Below are 15,057 nucleotides of genomic sequence, written 5' to 3' on the forward strand. Positions count from 1 at the left end.
GTCGCGCACGGCGACGGCGGTGGGCGCTTCGGCGACCTCGACGCACTCGCCGCCCTGGTCGCCGCTGTAGCTGGACTTACGCCAGATCATGCTCTCCATAGCGGTCCTCCATTACTCGCCGGATCAGCTCCGCCGAATCCTTGATGGAGAGTGCGGCGGCCCGGAGATGATCGTAACGGAGTGAGCAGTCCTTGACGGTGTCCGGGTTGGCGGTCGGATGGCCGCTGCCGTACCCCTCGGTGTAGACGATGGTCGGATCGCTGGCGAAGCGGAAGAGGGTGAACGACCCTTGGGTGCCCGCGTGCGCTCCCGTCGAGAACGGCAGGACCTGGATGTTGATCCGGGAATTGTGCTCGAAGGCCAACAGGCGAGCCAGTTGGGCACGCATGGTCTCGTGACCGCCGATCTCCTGATGTAGCGCGGCCTCGCTGAGGACGGTCCAGAAGACGGGCGGCTCCTGCTTCTCGAAGATGCGCTGCCGCGCCAGTCGTACGGCGGTCCGGTCGTCGAGGTTGTCCCGGTCCAGGGCGCCCAGCACGGCAGCCGCGTAGGCGTCGGTCTGAAGGAGGCCGTGGACCATCTGCGTCTGGAAGGCGCAGATCTCCGTCGCCCGCGCCTCCAGTTCGGCCACCTGCCTGAACCACGCCGGGAGTTGGCTTCGCAGGACCAGTTCCACCAGGCGGGTCAGCAACCCGTCCGAACCGAGCGCCGCGTCGGCCCGTTCGCTGGACTCGGGGGTCGGCACCTTGCGGGCGGTCTCGATCTGGCCGACGAGTGAGCCCGTGTAGTTGAGGACGTCGCCGAGTTGACGTTGTGTCAGGCCGGCGGCCTCGCGCAGTCGGCGCAGCTCGTAGCCGTAGTAGTCGAGCGGCGAGGCGCCGGGGTCGAGGACGTTGATGTTGGTCACGTACAGCCCCCTCTCGGACGCGCGGTCCCACGGTGGAACCCGTTGTGTCCGTCCGGTAGCCCAGAGTAGTCGCCCGAGGTCACGCTCGTCTCGTGAACGGATACCTTCCCCCCACCTACCGCATGCGCCTGACCGTCGGCGAGCACTCGGCGCGTCATATCCGCCGCATCGCCCGCTCGTTGCTCGAGGAATGGGAGCTGGCGGAGCTCACCGACGCCGTGGAACTGGCCGTGACCGAGCTGGTCGCGAACGTCGTACGCCATGTACCGGACCGCAGATGCGCGCTGCTGGTGCAGCGGCTGGCGGCGGGGGTGCGCGTGGAGGTGGCCGACGGGGCGCCCGAACTGCCGTGTGTGCCGGCCGTGTTGTCGGCGGAGGCGGAGGGCGGACGGGGACTGGTGCTGCTGGACGCGGTGGTGGACAAGTGGGGGGTGGAGCCGAGGGGGGCCGGGGGAAAGGCGGTGTGGTTCGAGTGCGGTCGGTCCTCTCCGCTGTGCTGAGGAGTCGTCTCCGCTAGGTTGGCGAACGGAATCGGGCTCGTTCGACGCGTTGGTGGCTGGGTGGCGCGTCTTCTCGACGTGCTCGATGGAGACCTTCCGTGTCGTACCGTTCGCTGCTGCGCGCCGCAGGCGCCGGCTTCTTCCCTCTGGGGTTCCTGGCCCGCCTGCCGTACGCGACCTCCGCGCTGGCCACGCTCATCCTCCTCCAGTCCGCCACCCACAGTTACGCGTTCGCCGGTCTCGCCGGTGCGGCCCAGAGTGTCGCCGTCGCGGCCGGCGGGCCGGTGGTCGGGGCGCTGGCGGACCGGTACGGGCACCGGCCCGTGCAAGTGGCCGCCGCGGTGGGCACCTTGGCGGCGTGGGGCGCGCTGCTGGCGGCGGCCGGGCAGGGCGGGGGACGCGGGGGCATGTTCGTCGCGGCCGGGCTGGTCGGGCTCACGCAGCCGCAGGTCGGGCCGCTGGTGCGGGTGCACTGGGCGCGGCTGACGCGGGCGCGGGGCGCGGAGCGGCTGCTGCCGACGGCCCTGTCCTACGAGGCGTCGGCGGACGAGCTGAGCTTCGTCGCGGGCCCGGCGCTCGTCGGGGCGGCCGCCTCGCTCGCGCCCTGGGCGCCCGCCGTACTGACCATGTCCCTGCTCGCGTCGAGCACCCTGCCCTTCGCCCTGCGCTACGCCGGCCGCGCCACCCGGCAGCGGCGGGCGACGGCGGCCGTACGACTTCCGCGTCTGCCCCTCGCCGTGATGTTCCTGGCGATGGCCGCGATGGGGACGGTCTTCGGGGCGGTCCAGACGGCCGTCACCGTGTACGCCGGCACGGTCGGCAGGCCCGCCGTCGCCGGGCTGGTGTACGCCGGGTTCGGCGTCGGCAGCGCGCTCGCGGGCGCGGCCTGCGCGTGGCTGCCCCGCCGCTTCTCGCTGCGCGCCCGGTACGTGGTGTTCGCGGCGACCCTGTGCGCCGGGATGCTGGTCCTCTTCGCCGGCGCCCGCCTGCTGTCGTTCCCCGTCGCCGTCGCCCTGGCGAGCTGCACGGTGGCGCCGTACATGATCACCCTGTACGCCCTCACGGAACGTCTGGCCCCCGCCGAACGCGCCACCCTCGCCATGACCGTCCTGTGCGCGGGCGGCCCCCTGGGCACGGCCACCGGCCAGGCGCTCTCCGGCACCCTCGCGACCGCCCACGGCACGCAGGGCGCGCTGGCGGTGGCGGCCGGAGGGTCGGTGGGGGCGGTGCTGCTGGCGGTGCTCGGGGGCGGTGGACGATTCGGGACGCCCGTACCGATGAGTTCCGGCGACCGGAGCCGTCAGCACCGGTATGGACGAGACGGCACGGCAGGGAGCACTGAAGCGGCTTGAGGTTCTGGTCGGGGAGTGGGTGGTCGAGGCGGACTTTCCGGGGGTCGAGGCGCCGCCGGGGCGCTGCGTGTTCGCGTGGACGCTGGACGGGCGGTTCCTCGTGCAGCGGACCGAGGCGCCCGATCCCGCGCCGGACAGCATGGCGGTCATCGCCGTGGACCCCGAGACGGGCGGGTACGCGCAGCACTACTACGACTCCCGGGGCGTCGTACGGCTGTACGCGATGACCTTCGCCGACGGAGAGTGGCGGCTCCTGCGCGAGGCCCCCGACTTCTCGCCGCTGGAGTTCCGGCAGCGGTTCGTCGGGCGCGTCGGCGAGGACGGCGACACCATCCGGGGCGCGTGGGAGTCGGCGCCGGCGGAGGGAGCGTCCGCGTGGGAGCCCGACTTCGGCCTCACGTACCGGCGGAGGCGCTGACATGAGCCCCGCGGAGACCGTGCGCGCGATCGTCGACGCGAACCCGTACCTGGTCCTCGCCACCGCGGACGCGGACGGGCGCCCGTGGAGTTCTCCGGTCTACTTCGCGCACGTGGACTACCGGGAGTTCGTGTGGGTCTCCTCGCCGCAGGCCCGGCACTCGCGCAACATCGCGGGCCGGCCCGAGGTCGGGATCGTGGTGTTCGACTCGTCCGTGCCGATCGGCACGGGGCAGGGCGCGTACGTGTCCGCCGTCGCCGGAGCGGTCGTCGGGGGAGCGGAGCGTGAGCGCCTGATCGACGTGTTCTCCCGGCGCTCGCTCCGGCACGGCGGCCGGGCCTGGACGGCCCGCGACGTGACGGGGGCGGCGGCGCTGCGGCTGTACCGGGCCGTGGCCGAGGAGCACTCGATCCTGGCCGAGGGGGGACCGGATCACCGGGTGCCGGTGGAACTGCGCTGAGGACGGCGTCCCGGGGCGGTCCCGTTCAGCGCGGGCCGGCGGTGACGCCCGCCTCAACCGGTTGTCCGGAGGCGGGCGAGCGCCGCTGCCGTCTCCTTGGCCGAGGTCAGGTCGCCGAGTGCGGTGAACAGGGTGTGGGCCCGGGAGTAGTGGGCGTGGGCCTGGGGGACGTCGCCGCAGTGCTCCAGGGCCGTGGCGAGGCCGGAGAGGGTGCGGGCCCGGAGGTGGTCGATGCCCTTGTGGGTGGCGGGGAGGGTGACGGCCCGGTAGGCCTCGGCCGCCTCGGGCCAGCGGTGCAGGGCGAGCAGGTCCTGGGCCGTCTCGTGCTGGAGGATGGCCCGCAGGTAGTCGTCGAGGCCGGGCACGTCACCGGTGCGGGCGCCGAGCAGGGCGCGGTGGACGGCCAGGGCCTCCTGCGGGCGGCCGGCCTCGCGCAGGGCGCTGCCGAGGGCGCGTTGGGCGACCGCTTTCCCGGTGGTGTCGCCGGTGGCCTCGAAGAGCCGTACGGCGTTCCCGGCCGCCTCGGCGGCCTCCGCGGGGCGTTTCAGGGACATGCGGGCGCCGGTGACGTACGCCCACGCCCATGCCTGCTGTGCGATGTCGTCGGCCTCCGTCGCCAACTCCAGTGCACGCTGGGCGAGTTGTTCGGCCTCCTCGTGCAGGTAGCTGTACGAGTGCGCCCAGGCGAGGGAGTTGAGCTGGTGGGCCTCGGCCGCCCGGTCGCCGAGGGCCGCCGCGCTGCGGGCGCCGCAGGAGAACAGGGTCCGCCACTCGGGCCACTTGTCCCAGCGGTCGGAGAACCAGTACAGGGTGCGCGAGGTGTGCAGGATCTCCCGGTGTCGGCCCGCCGCGGACATCAGCGGCAACGCGCCGGCCCAGTGCGCCCGTTCGGCGATCAGCCACTGCTCCGCCTCCTCGGCGGACGCGGGCGCGAAGGCGGGCACCTCGCCCGGCCACGGCTCCGGCGCGCCCGGCGCCTCGAACCAGCGGCCCGCCGCGGACGCCGAGCGCAGCAGCCAGTCGGCCACGCGCAGCGCCACCCCGTCGGCCTCGCCCGCCTCGTCCGCCGCCAACCGCTCGCGGGCGAACAGGCGCACCAGGTCGTGCAGGGCGTACCGGCCCGGCGCCGGCTCCTCCAGCAGGCCCCGGTCGACCAGGACGTCGAGGGAGTCCTCGGTCGTCCACGGGTCGTCGCCGGTCAGCACGGCGGCCAGTTCGGGCCCGGTGTCGGGGCCGGGCAGCAGCGCGAGGCGGCGCAGCAGCAGCCGGTGCCGGTCGGTGAGCTGGCCGTAGGAGAGCGCGAGGGCGCTGCGCACGGCGAGGTCGCCCGCGACCAGTCCGCTCAACCGGCGTTCCTCGTCGGCCAGTTGGTCCACCAGCCGGGCCGGGGTCCAACTCGGGCGGCTGGAGAGGCGGTTGCCCACGATCCGCAGGGCCAGCGGAAGGTGGCCGCACAGCTCGCCGAGCCGCGTGACGGCCTCGGACTGCCCGCTGGTGCGCGGTGCGCCGAGGATGCGCTCCAGCAGGGTCGCCGACTCCCGGCCGCTGAGCCCGCCGAGCCGGATCCGGCGTACGCCCTCCAGCCCGGCCAGCGGGCGCCGGCTGGTGACCAGCACGAAGCTGCCCTCGGCATCCGGCAGCAGCGGCCGGGTCTGCGGTTCGTCGGCGGCGTCGTCGAGGACGACCAGCGCGCGCCGGGCGCCGAGCGTGGCCCGGTAGACGGCCTCGCGGGCGGCCGGGTCGACGGGGATGCGGTCGGGCGCGTGCCCGAGCGCGGTCAGCAGCAGCACCAGCGCCTCGGCGGCCGGCACCGGCGTGTCGCTCATGCCGTGCAGCTGGACGCAGACGCAGCCGTCGGGGAAGCGCCCGGCGAGCCGCCGCACCGCCTCCGCCGCGAGCGTCGTCTTGCCCTGCCCGCCCGGCCCGAACAGCACCACTGCGCGCGTGCGCGCACCGGTGGCGAGCGCCTCCAGCTCCGCCAGTTCCTGCTGCCGGCCGGTGAAGTCCGGGACGGTGCGCAGGAGATACGGCGCCGCGGGCGCGCCGCCGCGCTCCCGGCCGGCGTCGGCCAGCCGCTGCAGCCGCTCGCGCTGCTCACCGTCCAGCGCCAGGGCGGCGGCGAGCGCGTCGACGGTACGGCGCTGCGGGCCGCGGCTGCGACCGCGCTCCATGTCGCCGAGGGCGCGGACGCTGACGCCGGAGGCCGCGGACAGCTCCTCCAGGGTCAGCCGGGCGGAGCGGCGCAGGGAGCGCAGCAGGACGCCGAACGGGGTGGCGCCTTGGGGGCCTTCGGGAACGCCGGGAGCATCACTGGTCATCACCGGTCATTAGAACAAACGGCCGTACGTACGGCGGAACGTCCTCCCGTACTTCCGCCTGTACTTCTGCCTGGAGCCGGCCCGTCCCGCCTGGTGAGCTGAGGGTCCCGAGCACAAGGAGGCACACGCATGCCGTACATCACCGTCGGTGAAGAGAACAGCGCGCCCATCGAGCTGTACTACGAGGACCACGGCACCGGACAGCCGGTCGTCCTCATCCACGGCTACCCGCTCGACGGGCACTCCTGGGAGAAGCAGCTGCCCGTGCTGCTGGAGGCGGGCTACCGGGTCGTCACCTACGACCGCCGCGGCTTCGGCCGCTCCTCGCAGCCGACCACCGGCTACGACTACGACACCTTCGCCGCCGACCTGGACAAGGTGCTCACGCAGCTCGACCTGACGGACGCCGTGCTCGTCGGCTTCTCGATGGGCACCGGCGAGGTCGGCCGCTACCTGGGCGCGTACGGTTCGCGGCGGGTCGCGAAGGCCGTCTTCCTGGCGTCGTTGGAGCCCTTCCTGCTCAAGACCGACGACAACCCGGCCGGCGTGGACCAGTCCGTCTTCGACGGCATCCTGGAGGCGGTCACCAAGGACCGGTACGCCTACTTCACCGCGTTCTACCAGGACTTCTACAACCTGGACGAGACGCTCGGCAGCCGCATCAGCGAGGAGGCCGTGCGCAACAGCTGGAACGTGGCCGCCGGTGCCTCGGCGCACGCCTCCGTCGCCTGCGTGCCGACCTGGATCACCGACTTCCGCGCGGACGTGGCCAAGGTCGACGTGCCGGCGCTGATCGTGCACGGCACGGGCGACCGCATCCTGCCGATCGACTCCACGGGCCGCCCCTTCCACGCCCTGCTGCCCTCCGCCGAGTACGTGGAGATCGAGGGCGCCCCGCACGGCCTGCTGTGGACGCACGCGGAGGAGGTCAACGCGGCGCTGCTGGCGTTCCTCAGCAAGTGACGTAGGCGGGCACCGGCGAAGGCGCCTCCCCTGCCGGTTCGCGGGGGAGGCGCCTTCTCGTGTCGCCGGGGGCCGTGGCTCAGTACCAGCCGTGCGTCTGCCAGAAGGACCAGGCGGCGGCGGGGCTGCCGTAGCGGGAGTTCATGTAGTTCAGGCCCCACTTGATCTGGGTGGCGGCGTTGGTCTTCCAGTCGGAGCCGGCGGAGGCCATCTTGGAGCCGGGCAGGGCCTGGACCAGGCCGTAGGCGCCGGAGGAGGCGTTGGTGGCGCTGACGTTCCAGCCGCTCTCGTGCGCGACGATGTTGCTGAAGGCGGCGTACTGGGCGGCGTTCGGGATCAGCTTGTGCGCGATCGCCTTGGCCTCGGTTGCCGAGTCGACGGTCGCGGCGTGGGCGGGGGCCGCGGTCAGCGCCATGCCGGCGGTGGCAGCGGCCACGGCGACGGCGGTGAGGGTCTTCTTCGGGGACGCGATGCGGCGGGCGATGCGGGAGACGATCACGAGGAACCTTTTCTTCGGGGACTGTGGTGTCGCCGACTGCCCGGGGGGCAATACGTCGGCGCCGCGGCCCTGAGGCTCGTCGGCGCCGTGCGACGTCGTCCAGAGAAACAGGCTCGGAAGGCGTCCGCAATGACCCCTTTTACTAGTTGTGGTCGCATCTGGGGGATGTGGGGCTTGTGTGATCTGGCTCTCAAAGGGCAGGTCAGAGGCCGTTTTGGCGTGGCCATGGCGTCCGTTATGCACTACTACGGCGGTTAGTGAGTGATGTGGGTCATGTGGGGCGGTTCACCGATCAACGACCCTCTGGGGCCCTCAGATGTGACCGCGCTCACGGGGCCGGAGGTGCATGCGGTACCGGCGCGACACAGGCCGCCTCGCGGAAGGCCACGCAGGCCGTACGGCGTCACGTTACGGCGTACAGGTCGCCGCCGATCGCGGAACCGGGGTCGCGCAGCGGTACGCGTGTACACGTGCGTGCCGGCGAGTTCTGGCGGGAGCGCAGGATCAGGCGCCGGGCGTTGCACGGCCAACCCCTCGCGTGGTCACGGAGCGTGCGCACGCCCTGCGGCAGCGACGGCTCGGTGCTGCCGGGGGAGCGGCGGAAGGCGTCTTCGCCGGGGGGGACGTGGTCACACGTTCTCGACGGCTCTGTACGTCACCGGATCATCGCCCGCCACCGCCTCCGCCCGCCCCAGCTTCACCAGCCGCCGCAGATGCGCTTCGGCTTCCGACACCGCGATGTTCCGCGACGCGTACGGGATCTGCTCCCAGGGGCGGTTCCACTCCATGCGCTCGGCGAGCTGCCAGGGGGTGAGCGGCGTGGCGAGCAGGGCGAGCAGGCCGGTGAGGCGTTCCTCGTGGTGGGCGAGCAGCTCCCGTACGCGGGACGGGCCGTCGGTGAAGGCGTGCTGGTGGGCCGGCAGGACCTCGGCGGGGGTGAGGCGGCCGACGCGTTCGAGGGAGTCGAGGTAGTCACCGAGGGGGTCGGGGACGGTGGCGTCCTCGGGGTCCTCGTACAGGCCGATGTGCGGGGTGATCTCGGGGAGCAGGTGGTCGCCGGAGAACAGGCGTCCGTGGCCCGGGAGTCGCGCGGGGTGCCGCTCCTCCAGGTGGAGGCAGACGTGGCCCGGGGTGTGGCCCGGCGTCCAGATCGCGCGCAGGCGGCGGCCGGGGAGGTCCAGCAGCTCGCCGGGGACGACCTCGCGGTCGGGGAGGGCGGGGGAAAGGCCGGGCAGGGTGCGGCGGTTGGCGGCGCGCAGGGGTGCGATGTGCTCCTCGGGGGCGCCGGCCGCCTCCAGCTTGGCGGCCATGTACGCGTACCAGCGCCCGGGTCGGGTGGAACGGGTGCGGCGGACGACCGCGATGTCCGCCTCGTGCATCGCGACCCACGCGCCCGAGACCTCGCGGACCCTGCCGGACAGGCCGTGGTGGTCGGGGTGGTGGTGGGTGACGACCACGCCGTACAGCTCGGCGACGGCCGTGCCGCAGGCCGTGAGGCCCTCGGTGAGAGTGTCCCAGGAGGCCGGGTCGTCCCAGCCGGTGTCGATCAGCACCGGGCCGCGGTCGGTGTCGACGACGTACACCAGCGTGTGGCCGAGGGGGTTGTCCGGAATGGGGACCTCGATGGACCGTACGCCGCCGCCGTGGTCCGTCACCTGTGCCATGGGCTCCCCTGTCGCCGCGTTCCCGCCACTATAACTAGAACTGGTTCCATTGGGAGCCCCGGTCACCCTTCACTCCGGCCGTGCGGCGGTGCGAGGTCTGTGGACTCCTCGGAGGGGAGCTGGTATCAGTTCCCGTATCTGATGCACCGTCAGAGCCGCTCCCGGGGAGGCAGTCGCCATGACCGAGCTCGTGGAACACGGACAGCTGTTCATCGGCGGGGAGTTGACCGACCCCCTGGGCGAGGACGTCATCGAGGTGATCTCGCCGCACACCGAAGAGGTCATCGGCCGTGTGCCGCACGCCTCGCGCGGGGACGTCGACCGGGCGGTGGAGGTGGCGCGCCGCGCCTTCGACGAGGGCCCCTGGCCCCGGATGTCGCTGCAGGAGCGGATCGAGGTCGTCACCCGCATCAAGGACGCGATCGCCGTACGGCACGAGGAGATCGCCCGCGTGATCTCGTCCGAGAACGGGTCGCCGTACTCCTGGAGCGTGCTCGCGCAGGCGCTCGGCGCGATGATGGTGTGGGACGCGGCGATCACGGTCGCGCGGGACTTCACCTACGAGGAGCGGCGCGACGGCGTGCTCGGCAAGATCCTCGTGCGGCGCGAGCCGGTCGGCGTGGTGGCGGCCGTGGTCCCCTGGAACGTCCCGCAGTTCGTGGCCGCGGCCAAGCTGGCGCCCGCGCTGCTCACCGGCTGCACGGTGATCCTCAAGCCGTCGCCGGAGTCGCCGCTGGACGCGTACATTCTCGCCGACATCACCCGCGAGGCCGGGCTGCCCGAGGGCGTGCTGTCGATCCTGCCGGCCGACCGGGAGGTCAGCGAGTACCTGGTCGGGCACCCCGGGATCGACAAGGTGTCCTTCACGGGCTCGGTGGCGGCGGGCAAGCGCGTGATGGAGGTCGCCGCGCGCAACCTCACCCGCGTGACACTGGAGTTGGGCGGCAAGTCGGCGGCGGTCGTGCTGCCGGACGCGGACGTGGAGGCCACCGTCGCGGGCGTGGTCCCGGCGGCCTGGATGAACAACGGGCAGGCGTGCGTGGCCCAGACCCGCATCCTGCTGCCCCGCTCGCGCTACGACGAGTTCGCGGAGGCCCTCGCGGCGGCGGCCGGCGCGCTGGTGGTGGGCGACCCGCTGGACCCGGCGACCCAGGTGGGGCCGCTGGTGGCGCGGCGCCAGCAGCGGCGCAACCTCGACTACATCCGCATCGGGCAGGAGGAGGGCGCGAAGATCCTCACCGGCGGCGGCCGTCCGCCGGGCCTGGACCACGGCTGGTACGTGGAGCCGACGCTCTTCGGCGACGTCGACAACTCCATGCGGATCGCCCGGGAGGAGATCTTCGGCCCGGTCATCTGCCTGCTCCCGTACGGCGACGAGTCCGAGGCCGTGAAGATCGCCAACGACTCGGACTACGGGCTCAGCGGCAGCGTGTGGACGGCCGACGTGGCGCACGGCATCGAGGTGGCGCGGCAGGTCCGCACGGGCACGTACTCGGTCAACACCTTCAGCCTGGACATGCTGGGCCCGTTCGGCGGCTACAAGAACTCCGGTCTGGGGCGGGAGTTCGGCCCCGAGGGCTACGGCGAGTACCTGGAACACAAGATGATCCACCTCCCGGCCGGCTGGGAGGGCTGAACCACCATGGGCGACCGCTGGCACGTCGAGGTGGACCGCTCCCTGTGCATCGGCTCCGCCCAGTGCGTCCACCGCGCGACAGGCGCCTTCCGCCTCGACTCCGCCATGCAGTCCCACCCGGTGGAGCCGGAGACGGACGCGAACGAGCGCGTGCTGGAGGCGGCGGAGAACTGCCCGGTGGAGGCCATCACGATCACCCTCCTCGGCTCCCGGGAGCCGGTCTTCCCGCCCGAGGAGTAGGACCTACGACCGCTCCTCCGGCGTCGTGAGGTCGATCAGGCGGCAGACCGTCTCGATGTCGATCTTGACCTGGGCGATGGAGGCGCGGCCCGAGAGCCAGGTGATCAGGGCCGAGTGCCAGGTGTGCTCGATGACGCGGACCGCCGAGAGCTGTTCGGGGGTGGGGTCGGGCCGGCCCATCGCGTCGAGGATGATCACCGTCGTCTGGCGGGAGACCTGGTCGACCTCGGGGCTGACGCTGCGGTCGGCGAAGGTCAGCGCGCGGACCATGGCGTCGGCCAGGTGCGGCTCGCGCTGCAGGGCGCGGAAGGCGCGCATCAGGGTCTCGGCGACCCGCTCGGCCGCCGTCTCGCCCTGCGGGGGCTTCTTGCGCAGGGTGCCGTGCATGTGCTCCAGCTGGTCCTGCATCGTGGCCACCAGCAGGTGCACCTTGGAGGGGAAGTAGCGGTAGAGCGTGCCCAGCGCCACCTGCGAGGACTCCGCGACCTCCCGCATCTGCACCGCGTCGAAACCGCCCCGGCTGGCCAGCTGCGCGCTCGCGTGCAGGATGCGTCGGCGGCGCGCCTCCTGCCGCTCCGTGAGGGGCGGGGAGGCGCTCCGCGCGGTGGCTTGGAGCTTGGCTTCCGCAGGCATGGGTCCCGTTCCGTGACAGTCGGTGAGGGCGGATGATCGGACAGAGCATGGCAGGGCCTTCGCCGTGGCGCGAATCACCTGATCCACTGCTCACAGCGCCCCTACCTGCCGGTAGATTCGGAGCCTCCTGGACGATCAAGTCTGAAACTTGTTCTAGATTAGCGTCCCGGCGTAATCTCGCGGGACAGTGCAGGCAGAAGGGGGCCCAGAGTGACCGCTGAGGCCAGTCAGGCGGGTCCCCGGGAGGACCCCGCCGCAGACGGCGAGCGACCGCTCCGTATCGCGCTCCTCACCTACAAAGGGAACCCGTTCTGTGGCGGCCAGGGCGTCTACGTACGGCACCTCTCGCGCGAACTGGCCCGCCTCGGCCACCGCGTCGAGGTCATCGGCTCCCAGCCCTACCCCGTCCTCGACGAGGGGTACGACGGCCTCGGCCTCACCGAGCTGCCGAGCCTCGACCTCTACCGGTCCCCGGACCCCTTTCGCACCCCCGGGCGGGAGGAGTACCGCGACTGGATCGACGCACTCGAAGTCGCGACGATGTGGACGGGCGGGTTTCCCGAACCGCTGACGTTCTCGCTGCGGGCCCGCCGCCATCTGCGCGCCCGGCGCGGCGAGTTCGACGTCGTGCACGACAACCAGACCCTCGGCTACGGCCTGTTGGGAGACGTGGGCGCGCCCCTCGTCACCACCATCCACCACCCCATCACCGTCGACCGGCAGTTGGAGCTGGACGCGGCCGAGGGATGGCAGCGGCGCTACTCGGTGCGGCGCTGGTACGCCTTCACCCGCATGCAGAAGCGGGTCGCCCGCCGGCTGCCGTCCGTGCTCACCGTCTCCGGCACCTCGCGGCAGGAGATCGTCGACCATCTCGGGGTGCGGGAGGACCGTATCCACGTCGTGCACATCGGCGCCGACACCGACCTGTTCTCGCCGGACCCGTCCGTGCCGGTCGTGCCGGGGCGGATCGTCACGACGTCCAGCGCGGACGTCCCGCTCAAGGGCCTGGTCTTCCTCGTCGAGGCGCTCGCCAAGGTGCGCACCGAGCACGCCGGCGCCCATCTCGTGGTCGTCGGCAAGCGGCCGACCGAGGGGCCCGTCGCGCAGGCGATCGAGCGCTACGGCCTCGAAGGCGCCGTCGAGTTCGTCAAGGGCATCTCGGACGCCGAACTGGTCGACCTGGTGCGGTCGGCCGAGGTCGCGTGCGTGCCGTCGCTGTACGAGGGCTTCTCGCTGCCGGCGGCGGAGGCCATGGCCACGGGGACGCCGCTGGTCGCGACGACCGGCGGGGCGATCCCGGAGGTCGCCGGCACCGACGGGGAGACGTGCCTGGCGGTCCCGCCGGGCGACTCCGGCGCACTGGCGGCCGCCCTGAGCCGGCTGCTGGCCGACCCGGACCTCAGAGCCCGGCTCGGCCGGGCGGGCCGTGCGCGGGTACTGGCGCGCTTCACCTGGGCCCGGGCCGCGCAGGGCACGGTGTCCCACTACCGCGAGGCCATGGCCCTCGCCCACGCTCGACGACGCTCGCGCGGGGGGACCCCCATCGCGGCCCCGGCTCCCGGCCGCTCCGCTGCCACCCCGACGACGTTCACGGGGCACAGCGCTCAGGCGACCACCGCCGCCGCACCCATCACCGACGCCGACTCCGACCTCGAAAGCAGGGCCACGTGCTGACCGTCGACTTCTCCCGGTTCCCGCTCGCCCCGGGCGACCGCGTCCTGGACCTCGGCTGCGGTGCCGGCCGGCACGCGTTCGAGTGCTACCGGCGCGGCGCCCGGGTCGTGGCGCTCGACCAGAACGGCGAGGAGATCCGCGAGGTCGCCAAGTGGTTCGCGGCGATGAAGGAGGCGGGCGAGGCCCCGGCCGGCGCCACCGCGACCGCCATGGAGGGCGACGCCCTCGCGCTGCCCTTCCCGGACGAGTCCTTCGACGTCGTCATCATCTCCGAGGTGATGGAGCACATCCCCGACGACAAGGGCGTACTGGCCGAGATGGTACGGGTGTTGAAGCCCGGCGGCCGGATCGCCATCACCGTCCCGCGCTACGGCCCCGAGAAGGTCTGCTGGACGCTGTCCGACGCCTACCACGAGGTCGAGGGCGGCCACATCCGCATCTACAGGGCCGACGAGCTGCTGGCGAAGATCAGGGAGGCCGGCCTGCGGCCCTACGGCACCCACCACGCCCACGCCCTGCACAGCCCCTACTGGTGGCTGAAGTGCGCGTTCGGCGTGGACAACGACAAGGCGCTGCCGGTGCGGGCGTACCACAAGCTGCTGGTCTGGGACATCATGAAGAAGCCGCTGGCCACCCGGGTCGCCGAGCAGGCGCTGAACCCGCTGATCGGCAAGAGCTTCGTGGCCTACGCGACCAAGCCCCACCTGCCGGCGGTGGACGCCCGGTGACCACTCCCCGGACAGAACACCTCGTCCTGCCCGGGGTCCTGACCGCCGAGCAGGCCGCCGCCACCGTCGCCGGGATTCTCGCGGTGCAGCGGGCGGACGGCGCCCTGCCGTGGTTCAGGGGGCACCACCTCGACCCGTGGGACCACACCGAGGCCGCCATGGCGCTGGACGCGGCGGGCGAGCACGAGGCGGCCGAGCGGGCCTACGAGTGGCTCGCCCGCCACCAGAACGAGGACGGCTCCTGGTACGCGGCCTACGCCGACGGCGACTTCGCCGACGTCACCGACCGCGGGCGCGAGACGAACTTCGTCGCCTACATAGCCGTGGGCGTGTGGCACCACTACCTCTCCACCGGCGACGACACGTTCCTGGACCGCATGTGGCCGGCCGTCCACGCGGCGATCGAGTACGTGCTGCGGCTCCAGCAGCCCGGCGGGCAGATCGGCTGGAAGCGCGAGGACGACGGGACGGCGACCGCAGACGCCCTGCTGACCGGCTGCTCCTCGATCCACCACGCCCTGCGCTGCGCGCTCGCCATCGCCGAGCAGCGTGAAGAGCCGCAGCCGGACTGGGAGTTGGCGGTGGGCGCGCTGCGGCACGCGATCCGCCGGCACCCGGAGCGGTTCCTCGACAAGGACCGCTACTCGATGGACTGGTACTACCCGGTGCTGGGCGGCGCGCTGACCGGCGCCGAGGCCAAGTCCCGTATCGAGGAGGGCTGGGAGCGTTTCGTCGTGCCCGGCCTCGGGGTGCGCTGCGTGGTGCCCAACCCGTGGGTGACGGGCGGCGAGTCGGCCGAACTCGCCCTGACGCTCTGGGCGATGGGCGAGTCCGACCGCGCGCTGGACGTGCTCCAGGCGATCCAGCATCTACGGGACGCGGAGAGCGGCCTGTACTGGACCGGCTACGTCTTCGAGGACGAGGCGATCTGGCCGCGCGAGCTGACCACCTGGACCGCCGGTTCGCTGCTGCTGGCCGTGGCCGCGCTGGGCGGTCACGAGGCCACCTGCACGGTGTTCGGCGGTGAACACCTGCCGAGGGGACTGGACCCCGACTGCTGCTGAG

16 protein-coding genes are annotated in these 15,057 nt (G+C 72.7%); 10 read left to right on the plus strand and 6 right to left on the minus strand.

Features of this window, described 5'->3' with window-relative positions; translation table 11 throughout:
• Both ACYF6T_RS35780 and ACYF6T_RS35785 read right to left on the minus strand, forming a co-directional pair.
• On the minus strand, window positions 1-99 hold a 99-nt coding region (locus ACYF6T_RS35780), incomplete at its 3' end, for a DUF397 domain-containing protein (protein ID WP_461701853.1).
• On the minus strand, window positions 77-907 hold the full coding sequence (locus tag ACYF6T_RS35785) for a helix-turn-helix domain-containing protein (RefSeq protein ID WP_461701788.1): 831 nt from the start codon (window positions 905-907) through the stop codon (window positions 77-79). The genes ACYF6T_RS35785 and ACYF6T_RS35780, both read right to left, overlap by 23 nt.
• Window positions 908-1,029: 122 nt before the next feature.
• Between ACYF6T_RS35785 and ACYF6T_RS35790 the strand changes: the two genes are divergently transcribed.
• The 4 genes from ACYF6T_RS35790 to ACYF6T_RS35805 all read left to right on the plus strand — a co-directional run bounded on the left by ACYF6T_RS35790 (window position 1,030) and on the right by ACYF6T_RS35805 (window position 3,637).
• Window positions 1,030-1,407 carry an ATP-binding protein gene (locus tag ACYF6T_RS35790; RefSeq protein WP_461701854.1) on the plus strand — a complete coding sequence of 126 codons (378 nt, stop codon included), beginning with the start codon at window positions 1,030-1,032 and terminating at the stop codon, window positions 1,405-1,407.
• Between the two features lie 98 nt (window positions 1,408-1,505).
• Window positions 1,506-2,759: an MFS transporter gene (locus ACYF6T_RS35795; protein WP_461701789.1), complete on the plus strand. Its 1,254-nt coding sequence runs from the start codon at window positions 1,506-1,508 to the stop codon at window positions 2,757-2,759.
• Window positions 2,719-3,177: a hypothetical protein gene (locus tag ACYF6T_RS35800; RefSeq protein ID WP_461701790.1), complete on the plus strand. Its 459-nt coding sequence runs from the start codon at window positions 2,719-2,721 to the stop codon at window positions 3,175-3,177. Before ACYF6T_RS35795 ends, ACYF6T_RS35800 begins: the two co-directional genes overlap by 41 nt.
• A 1-nt stretch (window position 3,178) precedes the next feature.
• Window positions 3,179-3,637, plus strand: coding sequence for a pyridoxamine 5'-phosphate oxidase family protein (locus ACYF6T_RS35805; RefSeq protein ID WP_461701791.1), 459 nt, complete (start codon window positions 3,179-3,181; stop codon window positions 3,635-3,637).
• 53 nt (window positions 3,638-3,690) lie between these two features.
• On the opposite strand, the gene ACYF6T_RS35810 is transcribed toward ACYF6T_RS35805, so the two are convergent.
• Window positions 3,691-5,955: an ATP-binding protein gene (locus ACYF6T_RS35810; protein ID WP_461701792.1), complete on the minus strand. Its 2,265-nt coding sequence runs from the start codon at window positions 5,953-5,955 to the stop codon at window positions 3,691-3,693.
• Between the two features lie 129 nt (window positions 5,956-6,084).
• Between ACYF6T_RS35810 and ACYF6T_RS35815 the strand changes: the two genes are divergently transcribed.
• Window positions 6,085-6,918 carry an alpha/beta fold hydrolase gene (locus ACYF6T_RS35815; RefSeq protein ID WP_461701793.1) on the plus strand — a complete coding sequence of 278 codons (834 nt, stop codon included), beginning with the start codon at window positions 6,085-6,087 and terminating at the stop codon, window positions 6,916-6,918.
• A gap of 79 nt (window positions 6,919-6,997) precedes the next feature.
• Here the strand turns inward: ACYF6T_RS35815 and ACYF6T_RS35820 are convergent, their stop codons facing one another.
• Complete coding sequence (locus ACYF6T_RS35820) at window positions 6,998-7,417, minus strand: aggregation-promoting factor C-terminal-like domain-containing protein (protein WP_461701794.1); 420 nt, start codon at window positions 7,415-7,417, stop codon at window positions 6,998-7,000.
• A gap of 629 nt (window positions 7,418-8,046) precedes the next feature.
• Window positions 8,047-9,081, minus strand: a complete 1,035-nt coding sequence (locus ACYF6T_RS35825) for an MBL fold metallo-hydrolase (protein ID WP_461701795.1) — start codon at window positions 9,079-9,081, stop codon at window positions 8,047-8,049.
• Between the two features lie 178 nt (window positions 9,082-9,259).
• On the opposite strand from ACYF6T_RS35825, the gene ACYF6T_RS35830 reads away from it, so the two are divergent.
• Both ACYF6T_RS35830 and ACYF6T_RS35835 read left to right on the plus strand, forming a co-directional pair.
• Window positions 9,260-10,717 carry an aldehyde dehydrogenase gene (locus ACYF6T_RS35830; RefSeq protein WP_461701796.1) on the plus strand — a complete coding sequence of 486 codons (1,458 nt, stop codon included), beginning with the start codon at window positions 9,260-9,262 and terminating at the stop codon, window positions 10,715-10,717.
• 6 nt (window positions 10,718-10,723) lie between these two features.
• Window positions 10,724-10,957 carry a ferredoxin gene (locus ACYF6T_RS35835; RefSeq protein ID WP_461701797.1) on the plus strand — a complete coding sequence of 78 codons (234 nt, stop codon included), beginning with the start codon at window positions 10,724-10,726 and terminating at the stop codon, window positions 10,955-10,957.
• 3 nt (window positions 10,958-10,960) lie between these two features.
• On the opposite strand, the gene ACYF6T_RS35840 is transcribed toward ACYF6T_RS35835, so the two are convergent.
• The gene (locus ACYF6T_RS35840) at window positions 10,961-11,590 is read right to left on the minus strand and encodes a TetR family transcriptional regulator (RefSeq protein ID WP_461701798.1); all 630 of its coding nucleotides are present in this window, start codon (window positions 11,588-11,590) and stop codon (window positions 10,961-10,963) included.
• A gap of 210 nt (window positions 11,591-11,800) precedes the next feature.
• Here ACYF6T_RS35840 and ACYF6T_RS35845 point away from each other — a divergent pair, with 210 nt between their 5' ends.
• From ACYF6T_RS35845 to ACYF6T_RS35855, 3 genes are read left to right on the plus strand one after another with little or no spacing between them, the layout of a single operon-like run.
• Window positions 11,801-13,264, plus strand: a complete 1,464-nt coding sequence (locus ACYF6T_RS35845; RefSeq protein ID WP_461701799.1) for a glycosyltransferase family 4 protein — start codon at window positions 11,801-11,803, stop codon at window positions 13,262-13,264.
• Window positions 13,258-13,992: a class I SAM-dependent methyltransferase gene (locus tag ACYF6T_RS35850; RefSeq protein ID WP_461701800.1), complete on the plus strand. Its 735-nt coding sequence runs from the start codon at window positions 13,258-13,260 to the stop codon at window positions 13,990-13,992. The genes ACYF6T_RS35845 and ACYF6T_RS35850 overlap by 7 nt, the downstream gene beginning before the upstream one ends.
• On the plus strand, window positions 13,989-15,056 hold the full coding sequence (locus ACYF6T_RS35855) for a prenyltransferase/squalene oxidase repeat-containing protein (protein WP_461701801.1): 1,068 nt from the start codon (window positions 13,989-13,991) through the stop codon (window positions 15,054-15,056). The genes ACYF6T_RS35850 and ACYF6T_RS35855 overlap by 4 nt, the downstream gene beginning before the upstream one ends.
• Window position 15,057 lies beyond the last annotated feature (1 nt).

This window comes from Streptomyces sp. 7R007, assembly GCF_054850255.1.

Excerpts from the sequence above, each read along its gene's own strand:
- ACYF6T_RS35790 (WP_461701854.1), top strand. The coding sequence starts at position 1,030 with ATGCGCCTGACCGTCGGCGAGCACTCGGCGCGTCATATCCGCCGCATC.
- ACYF6T_RS35800 (WP_461701790.1), top strand. The coding sequence starts at position 2,719 with ATGGACGAGACGGCACGGCAGGGAGCACTGAAGCGGCTTGAGGTTCTG.
- ACYF6T_RS35805 (WP_461701791.1), top strand. The coding sequence starts at position 3,179 with ATGAGCCCCGCGGAGACCGTGCGCGCGATCGTCGACGCGAACCCGTAC.
- ACYF6T_RS35810 (WP_461701792.1), bottom strand. The coding sequence starts at position 5,955 with ATGACCAGTGATGCTCCCGGCGTTCCCGAAGGCCCCCAAGGCGCCACC.
- ACYF6T_RS35815 (WP_461701793.1), top strand. The coding sequence starts at position 6,085 with ATGCCGTACATCACCGTCGGTGAAGAGAACAGCGCGCCCATCGAGCTG.
- ACYF6T_RS35825 (WP_461701795.1), bottom strand. The coding sequence starts at position 9,081 with ATGGCACAGGTGACGGACCACGGCGGCGGCGTACGGTCCATCGAGGTC.
- ACYF6T_RS35830 (WP_461701796.1), top strand. The coding sequence starts at position 9,260 with ATGACCGAGCTCGTGGAACACGGACAGCTGTTCATCGGCGGGGAGTTG.
- ACYF6T_RS35835 (WP_461701797.1), top strand. The coding sequence starts at position 10,724 with ATGGGCGACCGCTGGCACGTCGAGGTGGACCGCTCCCTGTGCATCGGC.
- ACYF6T_RS35840 (WP_461701798.1), bottom strand. The coding sequence starts at position 11,590 with ATGCCTGCGGAAGCCAAGCTCCAAGCCACCGCGCGGAGCGCCTCCCCG.